Source organism: Vibrio fluminensis (genome assembly GCF_015278125.1).
Lineage (GTDB): Bacteria > Pseudomonadota > Gammaproteobacteria > Enterobacterales > Vibrionaceae > Vibrio > Vibrio fluminensis.
Genome location: NZ_JADILO010000005.1, coordinates 109,518 through 126,300 on the forward strand (window position 1 = coordinate 109,518; position 16,783 = coordinate 126,300).

General features: G+C 46.8%; 15 protein-coding genes. 9 read left to right on the plus strand and 6 right to left on the minus strand.

Annotated elements, in window-relative coordinates:
- The first annotated feature begins 213 nt into the window (after window positions 1-213).
- Window positions 214-627 carry a GFA family protein gene (locus tag IRQ95_RS06020; protein WP_194436090.1) on the plus strand — a complete coding sequence of 138 codons (414 nt, stop codon included), beginning with the start codon at window positions 214-216 and terminating at the stop codon, window positions 625-627.
- A gap of 184 nt (window positions 628-811) precedes the next feature.
- On the plus strand, window positions 812-1,294 hold the full coding sequence (locus IRQ95_RS06025; RefSeq protein WP_194436091.1) for an SF0329 family protein: 483 nt from the start codon (window positions 812-814) through the stop codon (window positions 1,292-1,294).
- Window positions 1,295-1,642: 348 nt separating this feature from the next.
- On the opposite strand, the gene IRQ95_RS06030 is transcribed toward IRQ95_RS06025, so the two are convergent.
- From IRQ95_RS06030 to IRQ95_RS06055, 6 genes are all read right to left on the minus strand, one after another.
- Window positions 1,643-2,536 carry a hydroxymethylglutaryl-CoA lyase gene (locus tag IRQ95_RS06030; RefSeq protein WP_194436092.1) on the minus strand — a complete coding sequence of 298 codons (894 nt, stop codon included), beginning with the start codon at window positions 2,534-2,536 and terminating at the stop codon, window positions 1,643-1,645.
- The gene (locus IRQ95_RS06035; RefSeq protein ID WP_194436093.1) at window positions 2,517-4,577 is read right to left on the minus strand and encodes an acetyl-CoA carboxylase biotin carboxylase subunit; all 2,061 of its coding nucleotides are present in this window, start codon (window positions 4,575-4,577) and stop codon (window positions 2,517-2,519) included. The genes IRQ95_RS06030 and IRQ95_RS06035 overlap by 20 nt, the downstream gene beginning before the upstream one ends.
- 1 nt (window position 4,578) lies before the next feature.
- Window positions 4,579-5,352, minus strand: a complete 774-nt coding sequence (locus IRQ95_RS06040; protein WP_194436094.1) for an enoyl-CoA hydratase-related protein — start codon at window positions 5,350-5,352, stop codon at window positions 4,579-4,581.
- A gap of 73 nt (window positions 5,353-5,425) precedes the next feature.
- The gene (locus IRQ95_RS06045) at window positions 5,426-7,033 is read right to left on the minus strand and encodes a carboxyl transferase domain-containing protein (protein WP_194436095.1); all 1,608 of its coding nucleotides are present in this window, start codon (window positions 7,031-7,033) and stop codon (window positions 5,426-5,428) included.
- 75 nt (window positions 7,034-7,108) lie between these two features.
- Window positions 7,109-8,278, minus strand: a complete 1,170-nt coding sequence (locus tag IRQ95_RS06050) for an isovaleryl-CoA dehydrogenase (RefSeq protein WP_194436096.1) — start codon at window positions 8,276-8,278, stop codon at window positions 7,109-7,111.
- 46 nt (window positions 8,279-8,324) lie between these two features.
- Window positions 8,325-8,711 (minus strand): MerR family transcriptional regulator, encoded by a 387-nt coding sequence (locus IRQ95_RS06055; protein WP_075651157.1) that lies wholly within the window; start codon window positions 8,709-8,711, stop codon window positions 8,325-8,327.
- Window positions 8,712-8,923: 212 nt separating this feature from the next.
- Here IRQ95_RS06055 and IRQ95_RS06060 point away from each other — a divergent pair, with 212 nt between their 5' ends.
- The 7 genes from IRQ95_RS06060 to IRQ95_RS06090 all read left to right on the plus strand — a co-directional run bounded on the left by IRQ95_RS06060 (window position 8,924) and on the right by IRQ95_RS06090 (window position 16,593).
- Window positions 8,924-10,102, plus strand: coding sequence for a thiolase family protein (locus IRQ95_RS06060; RefSeq protein ID WP_194436097.1), 1,179 nt, complete (start codon window positions 8,924-8,926; stop codon window positions 10,100-10,102).
- A gap of 137 nt (window positions 10,103-10,239) precedes the next feature.
- Window positions 10,240-11,733 (plus strand): CoA-acylating methylmalonate-semialdehyde dehydrogenase, encoded by a 1,494-nt coding sequence (locus tag IRQ95_RS06065; protein ID WP_194436098.1) that lies wholly within the window; start codon window positions 10,240-10,242, stop codon window positions 11,731-11,733.
- Between the two features lie 78 nt (window positions 11,734-11,811).
- Window positions 11,812-12,966 (plus strand): acyl-CoA dehydrogenase family protein, encoded by a 1,155-nt coding sequence (locus IRQ95_RS06070; protein ID WP_194436099.1) that lies wholly within the window; start codon window positions 11,812-11,814, stop codon window positions 12,964-12,966.
- Window positions 12,967-12,986: 20 nt separating this feature from the next.
- Complete coding sequence (locus IRQ95_RS06075; protein ID WP_194436100.1) at window positions 12,987-13,763, plus strand: enoyl-CoA hydratase; 777 nt, start codon at window positions 12,987-12,989, stop codon at window positions 13,761-13,763.
- A gap of 10 nt (window positions 13,764-13,773) precedes the next feature.
- Window positions 13,774-14,919, plus strand: coding sequence for an enoyl-CoA hydratase/isomerase family protein (locus IRQ95_RS06080; protein WP_194436101.1), 1,146 nt, complete (start codon window positions 13,774-13,776; stop codon window positions 14,917-14,919).
- A 9-nt stretch (window positions 14,920-14,928) separates the two neighbouring features.
- A complete protein-coding gene (gene mmsB, locus IRQ95_RS06085; protein WP_194436102.1) occupies window positions 14,929-15,825 on the plus strand; it encodes a 3-hydroxyisobutyrate dehydrogenase in 897 nt (298 codons plus the stop codon).
- Window positions 15,826-15,834: 9 nt separating this feature from the next.
- Complete coding sequence (locus IRQ95_RS06090) at window positions 15,835-16,593, plus strand: SDR family oxidoreductase (protein WP_194436103.1); 759 nt, start codon at window positions 15,835-15,837, stop codon at window positions 16,591-16,593.
- Window positions 16,594-16,783 lie beyond the last annotated feature (190 nt).

Genomic DNA, 16,783 nt, shown 5'->3' on the forward strand with positions numbered 1-16,783 from the left:
GTCAGCCAATTCGAAAAGCTTAGTTATAACACATATGAGCCTTCTACCTGTCAATAGGCAATAACATTCTGTTGGCTGCGCAAAAAGCCAATGCTCTTCGAACAACAGGTGGTTAGAGTGTAAGAATTTAGCTAACTTTATATAGTAATGAACATAGTGTTCAGGCGTTTTAGCCAATTTTAAGTTTAGCGTATTACAATTATTGGAGGATTCATGAAAGGTCAGGGAAAGTGCCTATGTGGCTTGGTTCAGTTGGAAGTAGAGTACGCCAGTAATGAACTAGCGGCTTGTCATTGTAGTATGTGTCGAAATTGGTCTGGCGGTCCGATGTTAGCCATCGATTGCGCTGATTCAGTTAAAATATCAGGCGAAGCAAACGTTGTAAGGTATCGATCATCAGATTGGGCAGAAAGAGGTTTCTGCGGTAAATGTGGCACCCATTTATTCTACTTTTTAGTACCAAATAATCAGTATCATCTTCCTGTCGGACTATTGATGTCAGGGGCAGATTTCAAGCTAACTCACCAAATATTCATTGATGAAAAGCCAGAATATTATGATTTTGAAAATGAAACGCAAAATATGACAGGTGCAGAAGTTTTTGCTTACTTTGAAAGTGGTGAGTAAGTCGGTACTTCTGACAGTTTGCTCGGTTTCACTTCAAATTCAGTAATTGTATTAATTAGTCGATATGCGCTCACCGTATTTAGCAGGGAACCAAGTAGTTTGTTTACTATTAAGGACATAGAAACGTTGTTAGAAAAACGATATGGTCAGTCTATGCCATTCGTTCAATGGTCGGAGGGTTAATATGCAGTGGAGTAAACGTAAGAAGCGGGTGGAAAGCTTCTTTGCTGACTCAGTTAAGGGGCGAGTAGAACTGCGCACAACACATTACAGATCAACACATGATCAACAAGGTCGTGGTTATATCACCTTCGATAAGAACGAAGTATGGAGTATGTGTACTCTGTCATTTTACTCAGTTGAATATGAACGAATTGACGTCTTCGTAAGTGAAGTAATCACGCCCTATCAAGCTCAACTGCTTGCTCATGAACAGCTCAAGTCAGAGGGTAGGTTAAGTCAGTACCTGTACTATGAATCACTCGACGAATACTGCGATAACACAATTGAAGAATCATTAACGTCACCGAATCTACTCATACGGTGTTTGGCTTTGCTTGATTCTCGTTTAGGGCAGAGACGCATACGTAAAATTGACTTAGACAAAGAAAGCCCAATGTTTGCGAAGTTTTATGAGATAAGAAGAGAATGTGACAATGCCATTTAATAGTTGCGTTAGCCTGACTGCTAACTTTTGGCATTTTGAGTTCTAGTTGGCATTTATAGAGGAATAGGGAGTCATAATTGACCGTTTGGGCAACAACTCTCTTGAGTAATCACTTCTCGCTACAATGAGTGAGTGGAGCAAATTAGCTCCGCTCATCAAAAGCCAGTCTAAAATGAAACTTAAGGAGCTTTCGGGGATCCATATGTTCCATCTTATATACTTCGCAGTTACCATTCGGCTTATAAGACAAAATTCCGAACAGCACCTTATCGAGTTGTCTATGACGTCATTGATAATGTGATGGTCGTATACATATTGGCTATAGGGATGCATGGATTACCATAAATGCTATGGCTCCCCTAAAGCCAACGCCACTTTTGAGACAGGCTGTTTACCTAGGGCGCGGCAAATCTCCCAGCCAGCTTGGTTGATGGCATCGATATCAACGCCTGTTTCAATGCCTAGGTTGTGACAAAGATAGAGCACATCTTCCGTTGCTACGTTGCCACTGGCGCCTTTCGCATAAGGGCAGCCACCTAAACCTGCGACTGCGCTGTCTACAGTACCAATACCCATCAACAATGCTTGGTAAATGTTTGCTAAAGCTTGTCCGTAAGTATCATGGAAATGTACTGCTAAGGCATCTTTTGGTAGTTGCTTAAACAGTGCATCAAGCATCGCTTCGACTCGTTTCGGCGTTGCTTTGCCGACCGTATCTCCGAGTGAGATTTCATAGCACCCCATATCAAACAGTTTACTGGCGATTAAAGCGGTCTGCTCTGGCTTGATGTTGCCCTCATAAGGACAAACCATGGTGCAAGAGAGATAGCCGCGTACGTCAATTTTATGTTGTTGAGCGAGGGCGATCACAGGTTCAAAGCGCTGTAAGCTTTCCTCGATAGAACAGTTAATGTTCTTTTGACTAAAGGACTCGGAAGCAGAACCAAACACCGCGACTTGTTTCACGCCACTTTCTATCGCACGCTCTAAACCGGCAAGATTAGGGGTGAGGGCGCTATAGATGATCCCCGGCTGCTGGTGGATGTTGGCAAAAACCTGAGCGGAGTCTGCCATCTGTGGCACCCATTTGGGTGACACAAATGATCCGGCTTCGATGTGTTTGAGTCCGCTGTGGCTTAATCGGTTGATTAAGCGAACTTTGTCCTCTAGCATGACTGACTGTTCATTTTGCAGCCCATCACGTGCACCAACTTCAACGATGTTAACTTTGGTTGGAAGCATGTTTTATCTCCGGAGTGGAATCATCATCTGGCGTAGAGAGATGCAGTAGCACGGCGCCGTGCTGAACTTGATCGCCCAACTCACATAACACATCATCAATGACTGCGGCTTGGGTGGCATTGATGGTGTATTCCATCTTCATTGCTTCAACTACTAACAATGGGTCACCTTGTGCGACTTGGTCGCCTTTCTCAACCAGAAGGGCGGAGACAATGCCATTGAGCGGTGCCGTCGGGTTGAGCTCTTCTTGGTTATCTTGAGCCGATTCATAGTTGGGCTGATGAGTAAATTCATAGGCTTGCCCTTGATAGAAAACAGCCGTCGAATCTGGAGTCACTTGTGCTTGAAAGTGGTAGCGTACGCCATCGATTTCTACAGTCATGACCGCGCCATTTTTAATAATCGTGTCAATATTCGTGTCAATAGTCGTCACGCGGTACAGTTGGTCTTGCACATTCACTTTGAAGTGATTGTTTCTTTGACCAGTATGGGTAATGACTGTTTGGTGATTTTCGTTTTTCTTACTTTCATTTGGATGAGTGAAGTTGAATCGAGACACATGCTGCTGCGAGAGTCGAAAGCCTTCACGGCTTGGTTCAGGTAGCGTCTTTCGGTGCTGTGGGCATGATTGGTTTAGGCGTGCGATGGTCGCCATAGTCAGCAAGATTGCGTGCTCGCAGGTTTGTCGTTGTTGGATCGACTCTTGGTGGGTGATTAGAAAGTCAGTATCCAAAGCAACGTCAGCAAAAGCATCCTGGCTGATAATGCTGTGCAAATAGCCAATATTGGTGGTGATACCGAGGACATGATAGTGGCTTAATGCCTCTTTAAGCAGTCTAATGGCGCTGGTGCGAGTATCGCCGAATACAATCAGCTTGCTGATCATCGGATCATAATATTCGCTAACACTATCGCCTTGTACAATCCCGCTGTCTACACGAACGTTCGAAAGAAAGCTTGGCTCAGAGAGATAATGGATTTTCCCTGTAGAGGGTATAAAGTCACGGGCAGGATCTTCTGCGTAAATGCGTAGCTCAATGGCGTGCCCTGAATGGACAATGTCATGCTGCGTAATTGGTAAAGCTTCACCTGATGCTACTCGTAACTGCCATTCGACCAAATCTACACCGGTAATGAGTTCAGTCACTGGATGTTCAACCTGCAAGCGCGTGTTCATTTCCATAAAGTAGAATTCGCCACTGCTATCGAGCAGGAATTCCACCGTTCCTGCCCCAACGTAATTAATCGCTTGGGCAGCTTGTACAGCGGCTTCACCCATGGTACGACGCAGTTGATCGCTCAATCCAGGCGCTGGGGCTTCTTCAACCACTTTCTGGTGGCGACGTTGGATTGAACAATCGCGGTCTGATAAGTAGAGGCAATGGCCATGTTGATCTGCAAATACTTGGATTTCAACATGGCGCGGTTTTACGATGCATTTTTCAATTAAGAGTTGTTGGTCGCCAAAGCTCGATTGAGCTTCACGCTGAGCACTCTCTATGGCGAATGGCATTTCTTCTGCGCGGTTGACGACCCGCATCCCTTTACCGCCGCCGCCCATGACTGCTTTGAGCATTACCGGGTAGCCAATTTTGTTTGCTTCCTCGGTAAGGTGCTTGAGTGAATTATCTTGACCGTGGTAGCCGGGGACCAATGGTACCTTGGCTTGTTCCATAATCGCTTTCGCTTGGGATTTAGATCCCATTTGGTCAATCGCATCAACAGGTGGACCGATAAATACGATCCCATTCTCTTGGCACGCTTTGGCGAACTGGGCGTTTTCTGAAAGAAAACCGTAACCGGGATGAATGGCGTCCACTTGATGCTGCTTAGCCACTTGGATGATCTTATCGATATTTAAGTAGGATTCACTCGCAGGAGATGAGCCAATATACTCAGCAATATCCGCTTGCTTGCAATGCTGACTAGTGCGGTCTGCATCGGAGTATACCGCAACGGTTTCGACGCCCATTTCTTTTGCTGTGCGCATGACTCGACAGGCAATTTCACCACGGTTGGCGATTAAAATTCGTTTAAACATATTACCTCCAAACCGGTGAACGTTTTGCAAAGAATGCGCTAAGCCCTTCTTGACCCTCTTTGGAGACTCGAGCAGAAGCGATCGCTTGGCTGGTGTGATCAATCAAGGCTTGATCAATAGGTTGATTGTCACAATGCAGACAGAGCTGTTTAGCCGCTGCTAAAGCATTGGGACCATGACTGGCTAACTGTTGTGTGATGCTGTTGGCAAGTTCATGGGGCTGATAGGAAAGATGGTGGAGGATCGCTAAGTTTAATGCTGTATCACTGTCGATGACCTCTGCCGTTAAAAAGTAACGACGGCATTGTCTTTGACCAATGGTGCGCATTACATAAGGCCCAATCGTTGCTGGGATTAACCCCAACTTGACTTCACTGAGACAAAAGCGGCTATCAGGTGTGCCTATCGCAATATCGCAGCAGCAAATTAAGCCGAGCGCACCGCCATACGCAGCCCCTTGGGCAATAACGATGGTAGGCTTAGGGAAGGTATCGAGTTTATGCAGCAGCAAGGCTAATTGCTGCGCGTCACGCAAGTTGTCTTGCTCGGACATACTCGCCATCGATTTCATCCAGTTTAAATCCGCTCCGGCGGAAAAGTGTTTACCATTCGCGTCTAAAACCAGCGCGTTAAGTGATGAGTCTTGTTTTAACTCATCCAGTTTGGTGATTAAATTGGCAATCAGCACATCGTCAAACGCGTTGTGCTTTTCAGGGCGATTGAGGGTTAACCAAGCCACGCCGTTGCTGTCTTTTTCAAGCAGTAGTCCTGTCATATGACGTCCTGTGTCAAAATTAACGTTGAACCTTTGTCTTTTTAATTTTAGTAGATAAAGATCAATATGTTATTTACATGCGGAAGATACCGAATTTGCTCTCTGGAATCGGTGCATTTAACGCGGCTGATAATGCTATGCCAACTACATCGCGGGTTTTGACCGGGTCAATAATGCCGTCATCCCACAGGCGAGCACTGGCGTAATAGGCGTGGCTCTGGGTTTGGTATTGGTCGATGATCGGCTGCTTGAACTGTTGCTCTTGCTCGTCACTCCAGCTTTCACCCTTACGTGCTTTGATGTCTCGCGTGACTTGCGCCATAACATTGGCTGCTTGGTCACCGCCCATAACTGAAATGCGGGCATTGGGCCACATCCACATCATGGTAGGGTCATAAGCACGACCGCACATGCCGTAGTTACCAGCACCGTATGAGCCACCAATGATCACGGTAAATTTAGGTACATCGGCGCAAGAGACCGCCATCACCATTTTGGCGCCGTGTTTGGCAATCCCTTCGGCTTCATACTTTTGTCCCACCATAAAGCCAGTGATGTTCTGCAAAAACAGCAAAGGTATTTTTCGTTGCGCGCAAAGCTCAATAAAGTGAGCCCCTTTTTGTGCGGATTCGGAAAATAGAATGCCATTGTTGGCGACAATGCCAATAGGCATGCCGTGGATATGTGCAAAACCACAGACCAGCGTTTCACCAAATTGGGCTTTAAACTCATCGAATTGAGAGTCATCGACGATACGAGCAATCACTTCTTTGACGTCAAACGGCTTTTTGAGATCGCTACCCACAATGCCGTAAAGCTCTTCGGCGGGGTAACGTGGAGAGAGTACGGGCTTGTGTTTAAGCTGAGTGGGTTTGAGGACGTTGAGTTGCCCAACGGCCCGACGCGCCAGCTCCAAGGCGTGATGATCGTTATCTGCGCTGTAGTCCGCGACCCCTGAGGTTTTGCAGTGGACATCGGCGCCGCCAAGCTCTTCGGCGCTCACTTCTTCACCGGTCGCCGCTTTAACCAAAGGAGGCCCCGCGAGGAATATGGTGCCTTGCTGTTTAACAATGATTGAAACGTCACACATCGCGGGAACATACGCACCGCCCGCAGTACATAGCCCCATAACAACAGCGATTTGCCCAATACCTTGCGCAGACATGCGAGCTTGGTTATAGAAAATACGACCAAAGTGCTCTTTGTCGGGGAAGACTTCATCTTGCCTTGGTAGGTTAGCGCCGCCAGAGTCGACTAAGTAGACGCAAGGCAATCGACATTTAAGCGCGATTTCTTGTGCTCTAAGGTGTTTTTTAACGGTTAGCGGGTAGTAACTGCCACCTTTTACTGTGACGTCATTGGCGACGATCATGCATTCGGTACCATTGATCACGCCTATGCCTGCCACGACACCGCCACAGGGTACATAGTCTGGGTAGACATCCCAGGCGGCAAATTGACCTATTTCGAGGAAAGATGAGCCCGAGTCGAGGAGGGCAAGAATACGCTCGCGAACTGCAATTTTGCCTTTTTTACGTTGATGTTCGCGCGCCGTTTCACCACCGCCATCTTCAATTTGGTTGACTACGGTGTAGAGCTCATCGACTAAGTGTGCCATTGAATGGTAGTTTTGCTGATATTGCTCGGATTGCGGATTTATTTTGCTAATAATCTGTGCCATGAACTGCTTCTCCATTAAGTGAACAAGCTTTTCTGCACTGGTTGATGCAGAAAAGCTGCGTATTAAAGGTGTGCACTAGGCACTTTCGTTAAACAATTCTCGGCCGATAAGCATGCGGCGTATTTCCGAGGTGCCTGCGCCAATTTCATACAGCTTGGCATCACGGAGTAGGCGACCGGTATCAAACTCGTTGATATAGCCGTTGCCGCCAAGTAACTGAATCGCATCTAGTGCCATTTTTGTAGCAAGTTCTGCGCTAAATAGGATCGCGCCTGCGGCATCTTTTCGGCTGGTTTCGCCACGATCACAGGCAGAAGCTACCGCATAAACATAGGCTTTGGCTGCATTCATTTGAGTATACATATCGGCGACTTTGGCTTGAACCAGTTGGAATTCACCAATGGATTTGCCAAATTGCTTACGGTCATGGATATATGGCACCACAATATCCATACACGCCTGCATGATACCAAGTGGACCACCTGCGAGTACGACACGTTCATAATCCAAACCGCTCATCAACACTTTGACGCCGTGGTTTTCTTCTCCGAGGATGTTATCTACCGGTACTTCGCAATTCTCAAACACCAGTTCGCAAGTGTTCGAGCCGCGCATGCCTAATTTGTCGAGCTTCTGGGCTTGAGAAAAACCGGGGAAGCCACGCTCAATAATGAATGCGGTGATGCCTTTAGCGCCCGCTGTAAGATCGGTCTTTGCATAAACTACATAAGTGTGGGCATCAGGACCATTGGTGATCCACATTTTATTGCCATTGAGAATGAAATGATCGCCTTTGCGCTCAGCTTTGAGTTGCATCGCGACAACGTCTGAACCTGCGCCCGGCTCACTCATGGCGAGTGCACCAACATGCTCACCAGAAACCAGCTTTGGTAGATACTTCTCTTTTTGTGCTTGTGTGCCGTTGCGGTGGATTTGATTGACACAGAGGTTTGAGTGGGCACCATAACTTAAGCCCACAGAGGCAGATGCTCGGCTAATTTCTTCCATGGCGATGACGTGCGCTAGGTAGCCCATGCCTGCACCACCGAACTGTTCGTCGATGGTCACGCCTAGTAAGCCCATATCACCCAGCTTAGACCAAAGATGGCTAGGGAATTCGTTAGATTGGTCTATAGATTGTGCAAGCGGTGCGATTTCGCTGGCTGCAAAGCTATTAATCTGCTCGCGGAGCAAATTCGTATTTTCGTCGTAGACGAAATTTAGGGAAGAGTAGGTCGATTTCATTGCTTATCCTTGCCAATTGCGCCACCTACATCCCCAAGTTCTGTGGTTAGATGACGCTATCACCTTTCATCGATTTAAGTGTGTTTTCACATCGCAACTTCGCCGCATTGAGCTCCATCATTACCGCGTTGATGTCATTTGCTTGTTGTTGCAATGTCGCCTTTTTCTCTTCGATAAGCCTGATCATGTAAGTTAACTGCTCAGTACTTTGATCGGTATCGTAGAGTTCAAATAACTCTTTGATGTCCGCGAGTGAAAAGCCTAAGCGTTTTCCACGCAGAATCAGTTTTAGTCTGATTCGGTCGCGACCATTGTAGATTCGCGTACTGCCTTTACGTTGAGGAGTAATCAAACCCAAATCTTCGTAAAAACGAATACTGCGGGTTGTAATATCAAACTCTTTAGCAAGCTCACTGATCTTAAATGTATTCATCCCTTAACCCTTGCGACTTTCGTATAACCTTTCATAAGAATATACAACTCGTTAACGTTAAAGTAAATAAATTGCAGTATCTCGGGAGCCTTGAAATTACAGCCTTTTATTGAAATCTACATCGTCAAACGAATAGACAATTACCTCATAACTTGACGTTAACGTAAATGTTAGTATAGTTATTACGTGAACGTCAACAAAAGGTTAATGAAATGAATCATCAAACATGGATTGTTGGAGCGAAGAGAACGCCAATCGGCGCATTCCAAGGTCAGTTTGCTCATACTGATGTTACCGAGCTAGGCGCTAACGCCATCCGTGCTGCTCTGGTGCAAAGTCGAGTTCCAGCCGATGCTATCGATGAAGTTTATATGGGGTGCGTACTGCCAGCTGGAGTAGGACAAGCGCCGGCGCGTCAAGCGAGTTTGAAAGCTGAGATACCGCAAAGTGTGGGATGTACAACGTTAAACAAGGTCTGTGGTTCAGGGATGAAAACCGTCATGTTGGCGCATGATTTGATTCAAGCGGGCAGTGCTAATGCTGTCGTGGCTGGCGGTATGGAGAATATGTCGGCTTCTCCTTATTTATTACCAAATGCACGAGATGGCTTTCGTCTCGGGCATGATCAGGTTATCGATCATATGTTTTACGATGGATTACAAGATGCTTATCAAGGGGAGTTGATGGGTGTCTTTGCTGAGCAAACAGCGCAGCGTTATCAATTTAGCCGTGAAAGTATGGATGCGTGGGCAACGCAGTCGTTACATCGAGCTAAGCAAGCGATCGAACAAGGCTTATTTAAAGCAGAAATTACACCCGTCACCATCAAACAAAAACGAACAAACGTGACTTGTGAAGATGACCAGCAACCCCATCAGTTAGATGAGACAAAAATTCCTACCTTAAGACCCGCGTTTGCCAAAGACGGGTCGGTCACCGCGGCGAATTCCAGTTCCATTTCCGATGGTGCATCGGCAATGGTTTTGGTGAGCAGTGAATATGGGAAACAGCACAATCTGCAACCATTAGCTAGAGTTTTAGCCCACGCGACTCATGCAAGAGTGCCAGAAGAATTCACGATTGCCCCTGTATTTGCGATTGAAAAGCTACTAGATAAGCTTAATTGGACTAAATCAGATGTGGATCTTTGGGAGATTAACGAGGCATTTGCCGTGGTTACTCAATACGCCGTGAAAACGCTTGAGCTTGACGATGCGAAAGTAAACATTCGCGGTGGTGCGTGTGCGTTGGGGCACCCTATTGGTGCAAGTGGCAACCGAATTTTGGTCAGCTTAATACATGCTCTCAAGCAGACCGGTGGTAAGCGAGGCATCGCTTCTTTATGTATTGGTGGCGGTGAAGCAACGGCAATTGCCATTGAGATCTGCTAATCGGCTTTTACTAAACAGGAAAACTGCACGTGTAAGCCACGATGTTTATGCCTTTGTGCAAAAGCCAATAGGTATAAGCCATAGTGTGCAAGCAGGTCAGTTTCCAGTGATAACTTGAAAGATACAAGGACGTCAGCATGACAGAAAAAGTGAAACAGTATATCGGCGGTGAGTTTGCAAACTCGCAAACAGAGCAGTGGGTTGATGTAACCAACCCTGCTAACAATGAAGTGATTGCTCAAGTGCCGTGTGCAACGGAAGCTGAGATGAATGCCGCGATTGCCAGTGCTGAGGAAGTATTTAGAACGTGGAAAGAAGTTGCAGCACCTGAGCGCGCACGCTTGATGCTGCGCTATCAGCATATCCTTAAGGAGAATCATGACAATATCGCGATTCTGTTATCCAGTGAAACGGGTAAAACATTACCTGACGCGAAAGGGGATGTGTGGCGCGGAATTGAAGTTGTTGAACAAGCGGCGAATATCTGCAGCTCTATGATGGGAGAAACGGTCGAAAATGTGGCAACGGGTATTGATGGTTACTCTTATGTGCAACCACTTGGGGTTTGTGCTGGGATTACACCATTTAACTTTCCGGCCATGATACCGTTATGGATGTTCCCAATGGCGATTGCCTGCGGTAACACCTTTGTTTTGAAACCTTCAGAGCAGGTGCCTTTAACCGCAATGTTGCTGGCTGAACTATTTGAAAAAGCGGGCGCGCCTAAAGGTGTGTTGCAAATTGTTCATGGCAAGAAAGAGCAAGTTGATCATATTCTTACTGACCCTCGAGTTCGTACGATTTCATTTGTTGGCTCGGTTGCTGTTGGTGAGTACATCTATAAAACCGGCACTGACAATCTCAAGCGCGTTCAGTCATTTGCTGGGGCAAAAAATCATATGGTGATCATGCCTGATGCCAACAAGCAGCAAGTGATTAATAATTTGGTCGGAGCCTCTGTTGGCGCTGCGGGTCAACGTTGTATGGCGATCTCTGTGGCGGTGTTTGTTGGTGAAACGAAAGAGTGGATTCCAGATCTTAAGGAGGCGTTAGCGCAAGTGCAGCCGGGCGCGTGGGATGATGAACTCGCCGGCTACGGACCACTTATCAGTCCACAAGCGAAGCAACGAGTCGTTAATTTGATTAATGAGGGTAAAGCAGCCGGAGCCAACTGTGTGCTGGATGGTTCAAACTGCCAGGTCGCTGGACATCCTAATGGCAACTGGGTAGGCCCGACTCTGTTCACCAATGTGACCACCGATATGTCTATTTACACGGAAGAGATTTTTGGTCCGGTACTACTGACGATGGAAGTGGAAGATCTTGATGAGGCAATCAGCCTGATTAATGCCAGCCCATTTGGTAACGGTACATCAATCTTTACTGCCAATGGTGCAGCCGCGCGTAAGTATCAACATAATATCGAAGTGGGCAATGTTGGGATTAACGTTCCTATTCCAGTACCGCTACCATTCTTTTCATTTACTGGCTGGAAAGGCAGTTTCTACGGCGACCTCCATGCCTATGGTAAACAGGCGGTACGCTTCTTTACCGAAACCAAAACTGTCACGGCACGCTGGTTTGATGATGACATCCCAAGCGGTCCAAACATGACGATTCAACTTAAATAGTGTTCTTAAGGTAAGTCAGGCGAGCAGAGAAATGTCTGGCTTACCATGCAATAGCGACAACTAAGTCGAGGTTTCAAGATGGATTTTGAGTTAAACGAAGACCAGGTGGCATTTGCCGAAGCGGCGAAGCAGTTCGCAGAGCAAATGCTGGCGCCAAACGCAGCTGAGTGGGATGAGACCGCCTATTTTCCTAAAGAAATTCTGCGCCAAGCTGGAGAGTTAGGTTTTCTTAGTATTTATACCGCGGAAGAACACGGTGGTTTAGGCCTTTCTCGATTAGACGCTGCGATTATTTTTGAGCAACTTGCGATGGGGTGCACCGCGACGACGGCCTTTATGACCATACACAACATGGCGACTTGGATGATTACCTCATTTGCTAAGCCGGACGTTGCCGCGAAGTTTAGCGAGCAGCTTGTGACGGGCGAGCAGTTGGCATCGTATTGCCTAACTGAGCCAAACGCAGGTTCTGATGCCGCTTCATTAACCACGAGTGCCGTTCGAGAGGGTGATGAGTTTGTTTTAAACGGCTCGAAAGTGTTCATCTCTGGTGCAGGGGATACCGACGTGCTGGTAGTGATGGCGCGCTCATGTGGGGAAGGAGCGGGTGGCATTTCTGCGTTTATTGTTCCGGCCAATAGTGCTGGGGTTAGCTACGGTAAGAAAGAAGCTAAGATGGGTTGGAATTGCCAACCAACGCGCATGATCACGTTTGAAAATGTCCGTATTCCAGCGGATTACTTGTTAGGTGAAGAAGGTGAAGGCTTTAAATTTGCCATGCAAGGGTTAGATGGTGGGCGGATCAATATCGCGACCTGCTCGGTAGGTACAGCGCAGCAAGCGCTGAATGAAGCCAAACAATATATGAATGAACGCAAGCAATTTGGTCGAACTCTGGCTCAATTCCAAGCACTGCAATTTAAATTGGCGGATATGGCCACCGATTTGGTTGCGGCGCGTCAAATGGTGCGTTTGGCTGCGGCTAAACTGGATGCTGGGCATGCAGAAAAAGCGGCGTATTGTGCCATGGCGAAGCGTTTTGCCACTGATGTGGGTTTTCAGGTTTGTGACCAAGCATTGCAGATTCACGGCGGTTACGGCTACATCAAAGAGTATCCGGTTGAGAGGCATTTTCGAGATGTTCGCGTTCATCAGATCCTCGAAGGCACCAATGAAATCATGCGCTTAATAATAGCAAGGCGCCTGCTCGCAGAAGGGGTTGAGTTGCTATAAATCATCATAAGGATCCGATCATGACAGAACAGTTAAAGCTAGAAAGAGTCAACCATATTGCCAAGGTGACGATTTGTAATCCGCCGGCTAATACGTGGACATTGGACTCTCTTAAACAGTTAAAACAATTGGCCGTTGAGCTTAGCCTCGATCGGTCTATCTATGCGCTAGTGATCACCGGTGAAGGGGAGAAGTTTTTTTCTGCGGGCGCAGATTTAAACACCTTTGCTTCGGGAGACAAAGGCGAGGCATTAGATATGGCGTATGCATTTGGTGAAGCATTTGAAGCGCTGTCGGCGTTTGATGGTGTGACGATAGCCGCCATTAATGGTTATGCAATGGGCGGCGGTTTAGAAGTGGCCTTGGCGTGTGATATCCGCATCGCTGAGCAACAAGCGCAGATGGCCTTGCCGGAAGCATCCGTTGGTTTGCTGCCATGCGCAGGGGGGACACAAAATCTGACTGCGCTCGTCGGTGAAGGCTGGGCAAAACGTATGATTTTATGTGGTGAGCGAGTCAGTGCTGAAAGAGCGGAACGGATTGGTTTAGTTGAAGAAGTGGTGGAATCTGGAGAGGCGTTAAATAAAGCGATGACTTTAGCTGAGCGTGTTGCGGGGCAATCGCCAAGCTCTGTCTCTGCGAGCAAAACCCTGATTCAAAATCGCCGCACAGCAACTCACGCCGCAGGATTAGTGTTAGAGCGAGAGCTCTTTATGCAGCTGTTTAATACCAATGATCAGCGAGAGGGCGTCAACGCATTCTTGCAAAAACGCTCAGCAAATTGGACAAACAGTTAAAGGAGATACTATGACAGGTAAGGTCAACTTCTCTCATCAAACTTGTAGTGATGGTTCGATCATTGCGATCGCGGAGCTGGATAATCCCACTTCGCTGAATGCGCTCAATCATCATATGATAGAGCAGCTTTATCATCAATTGTTGTTATGGCAAGAGGACGACAATGTCGTGGCAGTAATGTTACACGGTCACGGTGAGAGGGCGTTTTGCGCTGGCGGTGATGTTCAGGCGATGTATCGGGTACTGGAAAATAAAGAAAATGATTTTGAGAGTGCATTTCAGACCACTGCTGATTTTTTTCGCCTAGAGTATCGTTGTGACTTTTTAATTCATACTTACCGTAAACCGATCATCGCATGGGGACATGGCTACCTAATGGGTGGTGGCGTTGGATTATTTATGGGGGCAAGCCATCGAGTCGTTGATGCAAATATCCGATTCGCCATGCCTGAGGTTAAGATTGGCTTGTATCCTGATGTTGGCGGAACCTATTTCCTTAGCCAAATTCCGCAGCATTACGCTCTATTTATTGCGCTTACTGCCTGCCAAGTGAATGCCACTGACATGCAAGGCTTAGGTCTGAGTGAATGGGTGGTTAATGCGAGTAATAAACAGGGTGTTCTTGATCAACTTGCGCAAATTGAGTGGCAGAATAACCAAGATGTGGATGTTGCTATCAACCAAGTCTTAAACGCTCATCATCAAAGCCCTAATGAACAAGGGTTGTTATTAGCTCACGCTGATTTAATTGAAACGACCTGCCAAGGATCGTTACCGCAAATTGTTGAGTCTATTGCGCAGTTAGACAGTGATGATAAATGGTTATTAAACGCTAAGAAAACCACCGCTTATGCCAGTCCATTGTCGCTCCATTTATGCTACCAGCAGTTAACGCAATATCACCAACTTACCCTCAAAGAATGTTTTGAAATGGAGTTCGGTCTTACTCTTCGTTGCGGGTTAGAAGGGGACTTCCGTGAAGGCGTTAGAGCACTATTGATCGATAAAACTCATCAACCGCAATGGATGCATAGCGATGTTTATCAAGTAACCACTCAAGAGCTGACACGTTTCTTCTCGCCTTTAGATTCGAGCGAATATCCTCTGGCAGAGGATTCATTGGTCGTCGCGAAAAGTGCTAGCGCAATTTTATAAGGAAATAACATGAGCAAGATTACATTTATCGGCTTAGGAAACATGGGCGCACCGATGGCCAAAAACCTGTTAAGCGCGGGTTTGAGCGTCGAAGTTTTTGATTTAAACCCCAATGCGGTTGCGGAACTGACGGCATTAGGTGCCACCAGCGCAGATTCTTTAACTCAAGCAGTATCGGGTGCCAGTGTTGTTGTTACCATGTTACCAGCAGGTACACATGTGCAAAGTGTCTACCTCGCTGAAGATGGGGTACTAAACAGCGTAAATCCGGGAACACTATTAATTGATTCATCCACGATTGATCCCGAGACTGCGCGTCAAGTCGCCGCTCAAGCCAACGCAAAAGGGTTATCTTTTGTTGATGCGCCCGTATCAGGTGGCGTTACTGGAGCAGCAGCGGGAACGCTAACCTTTATCGTTGGTGGGAGCGAGGAGAGTTTTGCCGAAGCTAAAAACATCTTGCAACACATGGGTAAGAATATCTTCCATGCGGGAGAAGCTGGTGCAGGCCAAGTGGCTAAAATCTGCAATAACATGATGTTAGGTATCTTAATGAGCGGTACGTGTGAAGCGCTCAACTTGGGTATCGATAATGGTTTAGATCCGAAAGTCTTATCTGACATTATGTTGCAAAGCTCAGGTCGTAACTGGGCGTTGGAGCTCTACAACCCTTGTCCGGGAGTGATGGAAAATGCTCCGGCGAGCAAAGGCTATCAAGGCGGCTTTATGAGTCAGCTGATGGCAAAAGATCTCGGCTTGGCGATGGAAGCCGCAGTGGCAAGTCAATCTTCTACCCCAATGGGCAGCGTGGCGCGCAATTTATTTAATCTCCACACCGCACATGGTAATGGACAAAAGGATTTCTCGAGTCTGTTTGAGTTTTATCAGAAGCAATCAAACCGCTAAGGGGCGCTTATGGAGTTAGATAATAAAGTTATCGCAATTACAGGTGCCGGGCAGGGGTTAGGAAGAGAGATCGCGATTTCCTTAGCGAGGAGTGGCGTCAATCTTGCGCTCATCGATTTAAATCAGGAACCGTTGGCTGAAACAAAACAAGAATGTCAGCAGCATGATGTGAAAGTGCATTGTTACCAAGCAAATGTAACAGATGAAGACCAAGTAGTCGGCGTGTTTACTCAAATCGAGACGGATTTTAATCAGCTCAATGGTGTGATCAACAACGCGGGTATTATGCGTGATGGTATGTTTGTGCGGTTAAAAGAGGGTGAGCTGAAGTCTATGTCCCTTGAGCAGTTTCAATCGGTCATGGACGTGAACGTGACGGGTACATTTCTTTGCGGTCGTGAAGCGGTCAAAGTGATGCTCAACACGGATAGTAAAGGTGTTGTGATCAATATATCCAGTGTTGCGCGAGCAGGTAATATGGGACAAACCAATTATTCTGCGTCTAAAGCCGCGGTGGCCACTATGGCAACTGTATGGGCAAAAGAGCTAGGGTGCTATGGTATTCGTTCGGTAGCGATAGCGCCTGGCGTTATTAAGACAGCGATGACCGACCAAATCAAACCGCAAGCGATGGAGCGCTTGGTCTCGATGATTCCCGTTGGGCGTTTGGGGCAAGCTCAAGAGATTGCCTCAACCATTCAATTCGTGCTGGAAAATGAATTTGTTACAGGTCGAGTAATAGAACTCGATGGCGGTATGCGAATGTGATGGTCTGCGCGCTAAACTTAGTTGATGAATTTCGGATAAAGCTACCAATGGTAGCTTTTTTGTTGAATCGCGTTTTATTTGCACGTCACTGGCGATGCAGCGCTCGCACTATCGCCTTATTTGACGTTAATTTGAGTAAGAATAAACCTTTTTACTAGGATCTTTTCACTGTAATAGCGTTTGAGTTAAC

What these genes read in the sequence shown, in the direction of transcription:
- IRQ95_RS06020 (WP_194436090.1), top strand. Translation starts at nt 214, where the DNA reads ATGAAAGGTCAGGGAAAGTGCCTATGTGGCTTGGTTCAGTTGGAAGTA.
- IRQ95_RS06025 (WP_194436091.1), top strand. Translation starts at nt 812, where the DNA reads ATGCAGTGGAGTAAACGTAAGAAGCGGGTGGAAAGCTTCTTTGCTGAC.
- IRQ95_RS06030 (WP_194436092.1), bottom strand. Translation starts at nt 2,536, where the DNA reads ATGCTTCCAACCAAAGTTAACATCGTTGAAGTTGGTGCACGTGATGGG.
- IRQ95_RS06035 (WP_194436093.1), bottom strand. Translation starts at nt 4,577, where the DNA reads ATGTTTAAACGAATTTTAATCGCCAACCGTGGTGAAATTGCCTGTCGA.
- IRQ95_RS06040 (WP_194436094.1), bottom strand. Translation starts at nt 5,352, where the DNA reads ATGACAGGACTACTGCTTGAAAAAGACAGCAACGGCGTGGCTTGGTTA.
- IRQ95_RS06045 (WP_194436095.1), bottom strand. Translation starts at nt 7,033, where the DNA reads ATGGCACAGATTATTAGCAAAATAAATCCGCAATCCGAGCAATATCAG.
- IRQ95_RS06050 (WP_194436096.1), bottom strand. Translation starts at nt 8,278, where the DNA reads ATGAAATCGACCTACTCTTCCCTAAATTTCGTCTACGACGAAAATACG.
- IRQ95_RS06055 (WP_075651157.1), bottom strand. Translation starts at nt 8,711, where the DNA reads ATGAATACATTTAAGATCAGTGAGCTTGCTAAAGAGTTTGATATTACA.
- IRQ95_RS06060 (WP_194436097.1), top strand. Translation starts at nt 8,924, where the DNA reads ATGAATCATCAAACATGGATTGTTGGAGCGAAGAGAACGCCAATCGGC.
- IRQ95_RS06065 (WP_194436098.1), top strand. Translation starts at nt 10,240, where the DNA reads ATGACAGAAAAAGTGAAACAGTATATCGGCGGTGAGTTTGCAAACTCG.
- IRQ95_RS06070 (WP_194436099.1), top strand. Translation starts at nt 11,812, where the DNA reads ATGGATTTTGAGTTAAACGAAGACCAGGTGGCATTTGCCGAAGCGGCG.
- IRQ95_RS06075 (WP_194436100.1), top strand. Translation starts at nt 12,987, where the DNA reads ATGACAGAACAGTTAAAGCTAGAAAGAGTCAACCATATTGCCAAGGTG.
- IRQ95_RS06080 (WP_194436101.1), top strand. Translation starts at nt 13,774, where the DNA reads ATGACAGGTAAGGTCAACTTCTCTCATCAAACTTGTAGTGATGGTTCG.
- mmsB (WP_194436102.1), top strand. Translation starts at nt 14,929, where the DNA reads ATGAGCAAGATTACATTTATCGGCTTAGGAAACATGGGCGCACCGATG.
- IRQ95_RS06090 (WP_194436103.1), top strand. Translation starts at nt 15,835, where the DNA reads ATGGAGTTAGATAATAAAGTTATCGCAATTACAGGTGCCGGGCAGGGG.